The sequence below is a fragment of the Halobacillus rhizosphaerae genome (assembly GCF_046719735.1).
In the GTDB taxonomy this organism is placed as follows: domain Bacteria; phylum Bacillota; class Bacilli; order Bacillales; family Halobacillaceae; genus Halobacillus_B; species Halobacillus_B rhizosphaerae.
In genome coordinates, this window is the sequence record NZ_JAUTWQ010000040.1 from 1 (window position 1) to 12,105 (window position 12,105).

Annotated in this window: 13 protein-coding genes; all 13 read left to right on the forward strand. The window is 44.6% G+C overall.

Features of this window, described 5'->3' with window-relative positions:
- The first annotated feature begins 544 nt into the window (after nt 1-544).
- The 13 genes from Q7A53_RS21285 (at nt 545) to spoIID (ending at nt 11,849) form a co-directional block, all read left to right on the forward strand.
- Nucleotides 545-934 (forward strand): ATP synthase subunit I, encoded by a 390-nt coding sequence (locus Q7A53_RS21285; RefSeq protein ID WP_411791223.1) that lies wholly within the window; start codon nt 545-547, stop codon nt 932-934.
- Between the two features lie 24 nt (nt 935-958).
- Nucleotides 959-1,681 carry a F0F1 ATP synthase subunit A gene (gene atpB, locus Q7A53_RS21290; RefSeq protein ID WP_411791224.1) on the forward strand — a complete coding sequence of 241 codons (723 nt, stop codon included), beginning with the start codon at nt 959-961 and terminating at the stop codon, nt 1,679-1,681.
- Between the two features lie 39 nt (nt 1,682-1,720).
- On the forward strand, nt 1,721-1,933 hold the full coding sequence (atpE, locus tag Q7A53_RS21295) for a F0F1 ATP synthase subunit C (RefSeq protein WP_244712010.1): 213 nt from the start codon (nt 1,721-1,723) through the stop codon (nt 1,931-1,933).
- Nucleotides 1,934-2,177: 244 nt separating this feature from the next.
- Entirely contained in the window at nt 2,178-2,642 is a 465-nt protein-coding gene (gene atpF, locus Q7A53_RS21300) for a F0F1 ATP synthase subunit B (protein WP_411791234.1), read from the forward strand.
- The gene (locus tag Q7A53_RS21305; RefSeq protein ID WP_411791225.1) at nt 2,639-3,181 is read left to right on the forward strand and encodes a F0F1 ATP synthase subunit delta; all 543 of its coding nucleotides are present in this window, start codon (nt 2,639-2,641) and stop codon (nt 3,179-3,181) included. The genes atpF and Q7A53_RS21305 overlap by 4 nt, the downstream gene beginning before the upstream one ends.
- An 18-nt stretch (nt 3,182-3,199) precedes the next feature.
- On the forward strand, nt 3,200-4,708 hold the full coding sequence (gene atpA, locus Q7A53_RS21310) for a F0F1 ATP synthase subunit alpha (RefSeq protein ID WP_411791226.1): 1,509 nt from the start codon (nt 3,200-3,202) through the stop codon (nt 4,706-4,708).
- 34 nt (nt 4,709-4,742) lie between these two features.
- Nucleotides 4,743-5,600, forward strand: coding sequence for an ATP synthase F1 subunit gamma (gene atpG / locus Q7A53_RS21315; RefSeq protein ID WP_411791227.1), 858 nt, complete (start codon nt 4,743-4,745; stop codon nt 5,598-5,600).
- Between the two features lie 41 nt (nt 5,601-5,641).
- Nucleotides 5,642-7,054 (forward strand): F0F1 ATP synthase subunit beta, encoded by a 1,413-nt coding sequence (atpD, locus tag Q7A53_RS21320; protein ID WP_411791228.1) that lies wholly within the window; start codon nt 5,642-5,644, stop codon nt 7,052-7,054.
- Nucleotides 7,055-7,128: 74 nt separating this feature from the next.
- Nucleotides 7,129-7,533, forward strand: a complete 405-nt coding sequence (locus Q7A53_RS21325; protein ID WP_411791229.1) for a F0F1 ATP synthase subunit epsilon — start codon at nt 7,129-7,131, stop codon at nt 7,531-7,533.
- Between the two features lie 643 nt (nt 7,534-8,176).
- Entirely contained in the window at nt 8,177-8,410 is a 234-nt protein-coding gene (locus Q7A53_RS21330; RefSeq protein WP_411791230.1) for a DUF1146 family protein, read from the forward strand.
- Between the two features lie 234 nt (nt 8,411-8,644).
- Nucleotides 8,645-9,361: a YwmB family TATA-box binding protein gene (locus Q7A53_RS21335; RefSeq protein ID WP_411791231.1), complete on the forward strand. Its 717-nt coding sequence runs from the start codon at nt 8,645-8,647 to the stop codon at nt 9,359-9,361.
- 34 nt (nt 9,362-9,395) lie between these two features.
- Nucleotides 9,396-10,709 (forward strand): UDP-N-acetylglucosamine 1-carboxyvinyltransferase, encoded by a 1,314-nt coding sequence (gene murA / locus Q7A53_RS21340; RefSeq protein WP_411791232.1) that lies wholly within the window; start codon nt 9,396-9,398, stop codon nt 10,707-10,709.
- Between the two features lie 126 nt (nt 10,710-10,835).
- Entirely contained in the window at nt 10,836-11,849 is a 1,014-nt protein-coding gene (gene spoIID, locus Q7A53_RS21345) for a stage II sporulation protein D (protein ID WP_411791233.1), read from the forward strand.
- Nucleotides 11,850-12,105: the final 256 nt, after the last annotated feature.

The following is a 12,105-nucleotide window of genomic DNA, read 5'->3' on the forward strand; positions in this document are numbered from 1 at the left end:
GCCCAGAGTAGTATTTTTCTTAGTTGTTGGTCCTAAGATGATTAGGGGTAATTTTCTTATCTGACAGCCAGACATTTGTAGTTCAATTTATACAGTTTGACCCTTATCCATTTACATTCAGAAAGATATTAAGCATAATGTAAGGTGTTTAGAGAAATTGTGACAAAAATGTGATCGAATGGTGTCAGGCATTTGTATTTTATATCACAAACTCATTGACATAGAGGTACCCCTATTGTATTCTTACAGAGGGTAGAATGATAAGGTTTTCATCAGTATGATTACTGGGTTCAAACCCTTATTTTTCTAGTTCATCTGAAAGCTTAAATGAGCCTGATTTACCGCATGGAAAGTCGCTCCTCTTTAATGCTTGTCACACACGTAGGTGCGCCGTTATCTGGTATAATTTTGGGGAAATGGTATAAACTAGTATTTTATTTCACTGAATCTACATACCTGGAGATAAGACTGACCCTCGGCCTTTATAACGGACCTCCTTGGAACCATTCATTTAGTAGTCGAGAGCTTGGGAGAAGAGAATTATATGCAATCAATGCAATCTTACAACCGAATGATGTCCCGTCAACGCAAATGGATGTTCTACCTTCTAGCATTATTCGTTCTTGGGTGGGGTTTTACACCTTGGAAATCGATTTTCCTCGGCCTTCTATTGGGAAGTGTCTTAAGTTTCTACAATCTTTGGACGATGCAAAGAAAAATCCACAAATTAGGTAAACATTCCGCAACCCATACAAATTCAAAAGAGCGAAAGCCTTCACTAGGCACACTTTCGCGTTTAGCAACAGGCGCGCTGGCTGCCGTCGTTGCCCTTCAATTTGAAGAGTATTTCCATATCATTTTTGTAGTATTGGGCCTAATGACAGCCTATCTTGTCATTTTTATAGATTACCTGTTCAACAAGTCAACAGAATAGCATGATGGAAGAGAGGTGAACAGATTGAATCACGAAGCACCGATGTGGAACGACGCATTCGGAATCAGCTGGCTGGACTTTAATTTAGCAAACGTCCTCATGATGCTGGTAGCTTCCGTAATTGTGTTCGTTATAAGTGTAGCGGCTACAAGAGGTTTACAACGGAGACCTAGAGGTTTTCAGAACTTCATGGAGTGGCTGATCGATTTTATTAAAGGAATTATTGGGTCTAACATGGACTGGCAAGTAGGGAGAATGTTCCTGCCTTTAGGATTAACTCTCTTCACATACATCTTCGTTGCCAATATGTTAGGAGTTGTAACAATTTGGGCTCCGCATGGCACGTTATGGTGGAAATCTCCAACATCTGACCCAGGCATTACACTGACTCTCGCCGTTATGGTAGTGGTTCTCACTCACTATTACGGGTTAAAATTAAAAGGACCTTCGGAATACGGGAAAGACTTTGTCCGCCCGCTTCCATTCTTACTTCCTTTTAAGATCATTGAAGAGTTCTCGAATACATTGACGCTTGGTCTTCGTCTGTATGGGAACATTTACGCGGGAGAAATTTTGCTCGGACTGCTTGCAGGACTAGCAACCTCCAGTGTCGTAGGATTTATGGGTGGAGTTATTCCACTGCTTGCATGGCAGGCATTTAGTACATTCGTAGGTTTTATCCAGGCGTTTATTTTCACTATGTTAACAATGGTGTATATGTCTCACAAAGTGAGTGCTGACCATTAATAAAAAATATTATTTTAAATATATGAGGAGGAATTTAACATGGGTCTAATTGCAGCGGCAATCGCAGTAGGTCTTGCAGCAGTAGGTGCAGGTATTGGTAACGGTTTAATCGTAGGAAGAACAGTAGAAGGAATTGCTCGTCAGCCTGAGCTCCGCGGAGTTCTTCAAACCACTATGTTCATTGGTGTTGCCCTAGTAGAGGCACTTCCAATCATCGGTGTTGTAATTGCATTTATCGTATTGGGCAGATAAGGAAGTCTATGGTGATGGCGAAGTAGGCAAGACAAGCTTCGCCATTCCTTTAAGAACAGAACATATTGTTTATACCCATTGATTCTAAATGAAAAACTTCGACTTAAACCTTTAAGCCGAGTTTTTCTCATGTATAGCCCATGACTGGATGGTGTCGAAAGGAGTGAGCAACGTGCAAACTTTAACTGGATTTTTAGTTCTAGGTTCCGAAGCAGGAGGAGCAGGAGGACTTAACATCGGAGATATGATCGTTCAACTCATCATTTTCCTAGTATTACTGGCGTTATTAGGAAAATTCGCATGGGGACCGTTCATGAACATGATGAAAGAACGGGAAGACTATATCTCAAATGAAATAGATACAGCGGAAAAAAGCCGCGAAGAAGCCCAGCGCATGCAGCGGGAAGCTTCTGAAGAACTGAAGCAGACAAGACAAGACGCACAGAATATTATTGAAGAAGCACGTAAAACGGGTGCTCAGCAAGAAAAGACAATCATTGAAACAGCGAAAAGCGAAGCAGAGCGCATGAAGAAATCTGCTCGCCAGGAGATTGTTCAAGAGAAAGAAAAAGCGGTTCAGGAGCTCAAAGATCAGGTGGCTACAATGTCCGTTATGATCGCCTCCAAAGTAATCGAGAAGGAATTGTCTGAACGCGATCAGGAGAAACTGATTGCTGAATATATTAACGAAGCAGGCGAAGAGCGATGAGTGAAACAATCATTGCAAAGCGTTATGCGCAGGCACTTTTTCATATAGGTCAGGAGCGTTCAAAGCTAGAAGAATTTGAATCTGAACTTCGAACGCTTCAAGAAGTCTTACGTAATAACCAGGCGCTTTATTCTTTCTTACAGCATCCAAGAATTACGCTGGATCAGAAGAAGCAGCTGGTCAATGAATCTTTCCAATCGTTCTCAAAGGAAGTCATCCACACGTTAAATTTACTGCTGGATCGTCATAGAGAAGAGATTCTATCAGCAATGGTAGATCAATTCCTTACTTTGATGAACGAGACGAAGGGGATCGCAGACGCAAAGGTTTATTCCGTCCGCGCGCTCTCTGAAGGTGAAAAGAAGCGAATCTCTAAGACGTTTGCACCGAAAGTAGGAAAGCAGACGCTCAACATAACGAATTATGTAGATCGTTCCTTGATCGGAGGACTGCGGGTGAGAATTGGCAACCGTATTTTCGATGGTTCTGTTAGTGGTAAACTTGACCGCATTGAACGTGAACTTGTATCGAATAAATGATGATAGGGGTGAAATGGCATGAGCATCAAAGCTGAAGAAATCAGTGCGCTGATTAAGCAGCAAATTGAAAACTATGAATCCGATATAGAAGTCAATGATGTAGGTACTGTTATTGAAGTTGGTGACGGGATCGCACGTGCTCATGGTCTTGATAACGTCATGGCCGGAGAGCTCGTTGAATTCTCAAATGGTGTCATGGGATTGGCACAGAACTTGGAAGAAAGCAATGTAGGTCTAGTAATCCTTGGACCTTACACTGATATTAAAGAAGGCGACGAAGTTCGTCGTACTGGACGCATCATGCAGATTCCTGTAGGTGAAGAAATGCTGGGCCGTGTCGTCAATCCATTGGGACAGCCCGTTGATGGACTGGGACCGATTGAAACGACCAAAACTCGTCCTATCGAATCTCCAGCTCCAGGGGTAATGGATCGTAAATCGGTCGATGAACCACTGCAAACAGGGATTAAAGCAATCGATGCCCTTGTGCCGATCGGCCGTGGTCAGCGTGAGTTGATCATCGGAGACCGTCAGACAGGGAAAACATCTGTTGCGATCGATGCGATTTTAAATCAGCACGATCAGGATATGATTTGTATTTACGTTGCGATTGGCCAGAAGGAATCCACAGTACGCGGTACTGTAGAAACTCTTCGCCGCCGCGGAGCGCTTGATTATACAATCGTTGTAACGGCAAGTGCTTCTCAGCCGGCACCACTTTTATATCTTGCTCCATATGCAGGCGTATCTTTAGGTGAGGAATTCATGTACAACGGCAAGCACGTACTCGTCGTGTATGATGACCTTTCCAAGCAGGCAGCTGCTTATCGTGAACTTTCCTTGCTGCTTCGCCGTCCGCCGGGCCGTGAAGCCTTCCCAGGGGATGTATTCTACTTGCACTCCCGTCTGCTTGAGCGTGCCGCTAAATTGAGTGACGCTAAAGGTGGAGGATCGCTGACAGCTCTTCCATTTGTTGAAACACAAGCAGGAGATATTTCTGCTTATATTCCAACAAACGTAATTTCGATTACAGATGGACAGATCTTCTTACAGTCTGATCTATTCTTCTCAGGTGTACGTCCAGCGATTAACGCCGGTCTATCGGTTTCCCGTGTAGGGGGTTCCGCACAGATTAAAGCGATGAAGAAGGTTGCCGGTACTTTGAGACTTGACCTTGCTTCTTACCGTGAACTGGAAGCCTTCGCACAGTTTGGCTCTGACTTGGATAAATCCACCCAGGCGAAACTGAACCGCGGGGCACGTACCGTTGAAGTCCTGAAACAAGGTCTTCACCAGCCGCTAGCTGTAGAGAAACAAGTTATGATTATTTACTCCTTAACAAAAGGTTTCTTAGATGAGATCCCAGTGGAAGACATCACTCGTTTTGAGTCAGAATTCCACACGTGGTTAGATAACAATCGTTCAGAGCTTCTAGCTAAACTTCGTGAAACAGGTAAACTGGCTGAAGAAGAAGAAATGAGCGGAGCGGTTAAAGAATTCAAGAAAACATTTGTTATTTCTGAATAATCGGCTCAAGAGCTAGAAAGGGTGGTGAAACAGCGTGGCATCCCTTAGAGATATTAAAGGACGGATTACTTCCACGAAGAAAACGAAGCAGATTACGAAAGCCATGGAAATGGTGTCCGCTTCCAAATTGAATCGTGCGGAGCAAAATGCGAAAAACTTTGTTCCATACAGCGAGAAAATTCAAGAAGTTGTGACAAATATTTCGGCAGGAAGCTCTAGCAGGAATCCGATGCTTCAAACGCGTGACGTGAAGCGGACCGGGTACCTTGTCATTACTTCCGATCGTGGTCTGGCAGGAGCTTACAACAGCAGTATTCTGCGTAAAGTGTATAACCAGATTATCCACAACCACACGTCCGCAGATGAATATAAGATTATTACAATCGGCAGAATCGGCCGTGACTTTTTCCGTAAAAGGAATATGCCGGTGGATATGGATATCACTGCGCTGGCCGATCAGCCGGATTTCGCAGATATCAAAGACATCGCTCACGATACGGTTCAGCTGTTTATCGATGAAGAAATCGATGAGCTATATCTTTATTACAACCACTTCGTTAGTGCTATGACACAGGAAGTTACCGAGAAGAAAGTGCTTCCGCTGAACGAATTAAGTGATAATAAAGCAGCTTCAAGCTCATATGAGTACGAACCAGATGAAGACCAAATTTTGGAAGTTCTGCTTCCACAATACGCAGAAAGCTTGATTTACGGCGCATTGCTTGATGGCAAAGCCAGTGAGCATGCCGCACGTATGACGGCTATGAAGAGTGCTACAGATAATGCTGATGATCTAATCGGGGATCTGACACTTTCATACAACCGTGCCCGTCAAGCCGCGATTACTCAGGAGATTACAGAGATCGTCGGCGGTGCAGCTGCCCTCGAATAGTAATTCCTTGATTTTTGAACAGTATGTTAGGAGGGAAATCGATGAGTAAAGGACGCGTAACTCAGATTATGGGACCGGTTGTCGACGTTACCTTTGATAACGGACAACTTCCTGAAATAAACAACGCATTACACGTTAAATATGACGCTGTATCCGAACACGAAAACAGTGTCGACCTTACGCTGGAAGTAGCCCTGCACCTAGGGGATAACGCCGTGCGTACGGTAGCGATGTCTTCCACAGAAGGCGTTATGCGCGGTACAGAAGTTCTCGATACAGGCGGCCCGATTGCGGTACCTGTAGGTGAAGTCACACTCGGCCGTGTATTCAACGTGCTTGGGAAAAATATCGACTTGGATGAACCGCTGGCAGATGACGTCCGCCGCGACCCGATTCACCGCGGTGCACCAACATTCGAAAACTTGGCAACAGATACAGAGATCCTGGAAACAGGAATCAAAGTTGTTGACCTGCTTGCCCCTTATGTAAAAGGTGGTAAAATCGGTTTGTTCGGCGGTGCCGGCGTAGGGAAAACCGTATTGATCCAGGAGCTTATTAACAACATCGCACAGGAACACGGAGGAATTTCCGTATTCGCAGGTGTTGGTGAGCGTACACGTGAAGGGAACGACCTTTACTATGAAATGAAAGATTCCGGCGTAATCGCTAAAACAGCGATGGTTTTCGGTCAGATGAACGAGCCGCCTGGTGCCCGTATGCGCGTGGCATTGACTGGCTTAACGATGGCTGAATACTTCCGTGATGATCAAGGACAAGACGTATTGTTCTTCATCGATAACATTTTCCGTTTCACCCAGGGTGGTCTGGAAGTATCCGCACTGCTTGGCCGTATGCCATCAGCCGTAGGTTACCAGCCGACACTGGCAACGGAAATGGGTCAGCTTCAAGAACGTATTACCTCAACGGATAAAGGTTCTGTAACGTCTATCCAGGCGATCTACGTACCTGCCGATGACTATACTGACCCGGCTCCAGCGACAACCTTCGCTCACTTGGATGCAACAACTAACCTTGAGCGTAAACTATCCGAGCAAGGGATTTACCCTGCCGTGGATCCACTGGCTTCCACATCTCGTGCCCTTGACCCGGAAATCGTTGGATCCGAGCACTACGATATCGCCCGTGAAGTACAGCGTACTTTGCAGCGTTACAAAGAATTACAGGACATCATCGCCATCCTTGGTATGGATGAATTGTCCGATGAAGATAAACTGACTGTTTCCCGTGCTCGCCGCGTACAGTTCTTCTTATCTCAAAACTTCCACGTAGCTGAACAGTTTACAGGCCAAAAAGGTTCCTATGTACCCGTTGCTGAAACAGTGAAAGGCTTTAAAGAAATTCTTGACGGCAAATACGATGATATTCCTGAGGACGCTTTCCGTCTTGTGGGACGCATCGAAGAAGTTGTTGAGAAAGCAAAGCAAATGCAATAAGCACTTAAGTCAATCAGCGGACGTTCGCTCTAGAACGTCCCGCTGATCAGCTTACTGCCTAAGGAGGAAAAGATATGAGCACACTAACGGTGAGTGTTGTCACTCCTGATGGCCCGGTTTTAGAAGGCGAGTATGAGATGGTCAGCTGTAAAGCAGAAAGTGGAGAGCTTGGGATACTGCCCGGGCACATTCCAATGGTTGCTCCGCTTTCCATCAGCGCTATTCGCTTGAAAGGCGAAGGGGATTCCAATCGAATCGCAGTCAGCGGAGGTTTTCTAGAAGTTCGCACGAAGACAGTAACCATACTGGCTCAATCAGCCGAACGACCTTCCGAAATCGATGTGGATCGCGCCCGCATGGCGAAAGAACGCGCAGAGAAACGCCTTCAAAACAAACAAGACCAGATGGATTTTAAACGGGCGGAGATGGCCCTCAAACGTGCCATTAATCGTTTGGATGTTTACGAGAATAACTTCTAAGCTGCTTTCATTTTTGAGAGCAGTTTTTTTGTGGATGAATCTAAAAAGATAATGGCTCTAGTTTCGCAAATATAATGGGTTTATCGCAAAATAAAAGCTGCTTTCCGCAAATAAATCAGGTGGAGCGCAAATATAAAGTGATTTCCGCAAATAAAGCGAATCAGATGTGGAGCTGCTCTAGCTGCCAAGTAGCGTTCGCTGGGAGAGAGTTCGCAAGAGTAGATGTCTGGAGCGATTGAGCTTCCGGCTGACTAATCTGGTACAAATGGATAGCTGGAATCCGTCTCTAACTGAGGGACAGCCGAGAAAATAAAGTAATGCCATACCTACCACTTTTTTTGCCAAAGCAAGGGTTTCCAATGTAGAATTTCGGCATATAATTCTTGAGTAAAGCGCCCAGTCGACAGGAAGGCGAAATGTGTCCGATCCACCCTTCGCAATTATTTCCCGGAAAATACAGCATCTGCTGTAAAATTTCGTCAGAACGAAATATATTTGTCACTATTGCCCGGGAAATAGTTGTCGGGAAATCCCTTTTTGTCATCTTCTGTTAAAAAGGGAGACGCACAAAACATGCGCCGTTGACAAAATACGTCTAACCTGTCACCGTGTACAAAGGGTTTAAACTAAAGAGGTGTTCGTAATGGATCAATATTTTGCACAGAATGCGTTGTTAAGCATGACGTCTCATATCATTTTCATCATCATTACCTGGAGGGTGCTCCAATCCTTAAACTTTACAGGCATTTTTAAAAAGAACCGTGTCTTTGAAGCGCGTGTACTGATGATCTTTTTAACGATTGCGATTGCAACAACGGTGAGCCAGTTCTTTCTTGATTTGATTGCTTGGTCGCAGAGCCTCGTGCTTCTTTTTTAATGTTGTATAAAGGTTCTGTTAAAAATCAGGTTTAATTCTGTGCTTTATGCGGAATTAGAAATATATTACAGTTGAGAAAACGCTGTCATTCGCTGCTTAAATCAGTCTAGGTTTCTCCGTCTTGACCGGTTGATGTTATGGCAGGATAGCGGATTTTGTTAGGATTTGTATCGTATGAAATGGTCCTCCTCAGGTCAAACTGAAAGTAAGTAAATGCTTGGGGAGGCATTCAAAATGAAAAGCGTACTCATTGGTTTATTATCTTTATTTATTGTTGGTATAGGGGTTGATCCGCAGAAAACGGCAGGAGAGGAAACATGGAGCCATCAGCTCGATGAATTTGTTTCGTTTGCTGAGGGTGAACATCTGGAGATAAACAGTTGGACGATAACGATGAAAGAAGCTTTACCTACCCACGATTTGAAAAGTGTGCAGCGCGAATTGCGTGCATATTTGCCAGAGGGCTCTATTAAGAAAGAATCGAATAGAAATGCAAATAAATGGACGCTCGACGGTCAAAAAACGGAGAAACTCGTCGAACAGTTTATAGTGATTCTTCCAAAAAATGCAAAGGAATCACCTGAATTAGTTTATGTTTTATCAGGAGCGGGAACATCGACATTAACTAAGAGCAAAATCGACAATTATGTCCAAGATGTGAAAAGTCGTTTTTTCTCAAAAAATGTTGGGATTTTCTCTTGTCTTAAGGCGAAGTCTAGTGGTATTATAGATGATGTTTTAGTCTATCAAAAATTCCAACAACTATTCAATATAGCTACCATCGAAGAAGTGATCGAACCCAGCTGGACGAGCAGATCCGGCTACACTGAAACATGGGGAAATGCCATACCCCTCGCGGAGAAGAAGATGAATGTTCAGTTTGCCACCCGAACTTTGGGCGGTAAGACAAACATTACGATTGGCACACCCATTATTACTGCTGAATATTAATAATAATGAATATGGACGCGGAGGAGAATGAACCTTGGAAAAAATCATCGTCCGTGGTGGGAGGCAGCTGAAAGGCACTGTTAAAGCTGAAGGCGCAAAGAATGCCGTACTGCCTGTCATCGCAGCAAGTATTATTGCAAGTGAAGGAAAAAGCGTATTGCACGAAGTACCTGCTTTAGCTGATGTATCAACCATCAATGAAGTTATTCGATATATGAATGCCGTCGTAGACGTGGATCAAAATACAGTAACCATCGATGCTTCTGGAGATCTGACGACAGAAGCTCCGATCGAATATGTAAGGAAGATGCGTGCTTCTGTTCTTGTACTGGGACCACTTTTAGCCCGGTATGGCCATGCTAAGGTTGCCCTGCCTGGCGGATGTGCAATTGGCTCACGCCCAATTGATCAGCATCTGAAAGGTTTCGAAGCAATGGGTGCAGAAGTTACCGTCGGAAATGGATACATTGAAGCTGAAGTAAACGGACGCCTGCAGGGAGCGAAGATTTATTTTGACGTTCCAAGTGTTGGCGCAACTGAAAACGTGATGATGGCTGCTGCACTAGCTGAAGGAAAAACCATCCTTGAGAACTGTGCGAAAGAGCCGGAAATTGTGGATTTAGCGAACTACTTGAACAAAATGGGCGGCCACGTCGTAGGCGCCGGAACTGAAACGATCCGCATTGAAGGTGTGGAAAAGCTTACTGGAGCTACTCACACAATTATTCCAGACCGGATTGAAGCAGGAACCTTTATGGTGGCTGCGGCAATCACTGGCGGTAACGTGTTAGTTCAAGGAGCTATGCATGAACATTTGCGTCCCCTCGTTTCCAAAATGGAAGAGATGGGCGTTATCATTGAAGAGGAAGAAGAAGGATTGCGAGTGATCGGCCCTGATTTATTGAAGGCAACGGATATTAAGACCATGCCGCATCCTGGTTTTCCTACGGATATGCAATCGCAAATGATGGCCTTGATGTTAAATGCACAAGGAACAAGCGTGATTACGGAAACGGTTTTCGAAAATCGTTTCATGCACGTAGAAGAATTCAGACGTATGAATGCGCACCTTAAAATTGAAGGACGCAGTGTGATCGTTGAAGGACCTTCTTCTCTTCAAGGAGCAGAAGTGGCCGCAACAGACTTGCGCGCTGGAGCAGCATTAATCCTGGCTGGACTTGTTGCTGACGGCTATACGCGAGTGACAGAACTGAAGCACTTGGACCGTGGCTATGTCAACTTCACAGAGAAGCTAGCACAGCTTGGTGCCGATATTGAACGAATTAAAGAAGAAGAAGATGTATATAGCGAAGATTTAGAACCTAGTGAATCTGTTTCGACCTTATAACATTCCTACTCATAGCTTGCTCCTTTCAAAATTCTTGAAATGGGCAAGCTTTTTTAGTTCTATCAACTCCGTTTTCTGGATACATTTTAGTAGAGGGATCTACTATATGATTCGGGAGGATGGCGAATGTTAAGACAAAGATGGATAGGAATAATCACAGCCGGCAGTCTTTTTCTGCTAATACTTATGATTCCAACACTCATTGTAGTACCATTTACGGGATCAAATAATATAGAACATGCGCAGGAAACGGGAGCTGTGAAGCAGAAAGAAGAGCTTCCCTCTAAGATTTCACCCTTTTCAATTAAGGTCCTGAGAAGCGGCACAAACCAAGTAGAAGAAGTGCCGCTTGAGACGTATGTCGCTCGTGTTGTGGCTTCTGAAATGCCGGTCGATTTCGAATTAGAGGCACTGAAAGCTCAGGCTCTCGCTGCCCGTACGTACATTACCCAGCACATGGTGCAGGATAAGCCGATTTCCAAACAGGCAGATGTTACGGACACGACCGCCGACCAAGTCTACAAGAACGATCAGGAACTCAAAGATCAATGGAAAGATGCGTACCAAGAAAATATGAACAAAATTAACAAAGCTGTTAAGGAAACTTCGGGGGAAATCATTACCTACGATGGCAAGCCGATCACCGCAGCTTTTTTCTCAACGAGTAACGGCTATACCGAGAATGCAGAGGATTACTGGGCCGATAAGATTCCTTATTTGAAAAGTGTCGCCAGCCCATGGGATGAAGATTCGCCTAAGTTTAAGGATCAAAAGATTGTCACCACCTCAGCCCTGGATGAGGCTCTTGGGGTGTCCCCGGCTGCGTCGATTCAAAGTGCGAAGATCACGAAAACATCCAGCAACCGGGTTGATAAACTGACACTCGACGGCAAGACATTTACCGGAAGAGAAATTCGAGAAAAGTTTAATCTCCGTTCCAGTGATTTCAGCTTGCAGCAGAAGGGCGATCATATTATATTCACAACAACGGGATATGGTCACGGAATTGGCATGAGTCAATACGGGGCGAACGGAATGGCGAAGGCTGGTAAGGATTATAAAGAAATTATTCACCACTATTATCAGCAGACGAAGATCGCTCCGATTAGCAAACAAACGGCGCTTGCTTCGTTGAACTGATGCCGGGAGAGTCCTTTTTACATGGGCTCTCTTTTTTCTAGCAAAAAATCCTTCTGCCTTCTCTTAACCATTTGTCACAGTATCGTTCTTCTATAAAAATCTCCTACTTCCACAAGTTAGTTTCGAGAAAGTGAAGATTTCCATTATGTTTAACAGTGCTTAGGAGGGCAGGGGAATTACTCGCTTTCCATGGGCGGACGGTGAGCTTCCTCGGGCAAAGCCTACACTGACCCCCGATTGTTGGACACTTATCCAA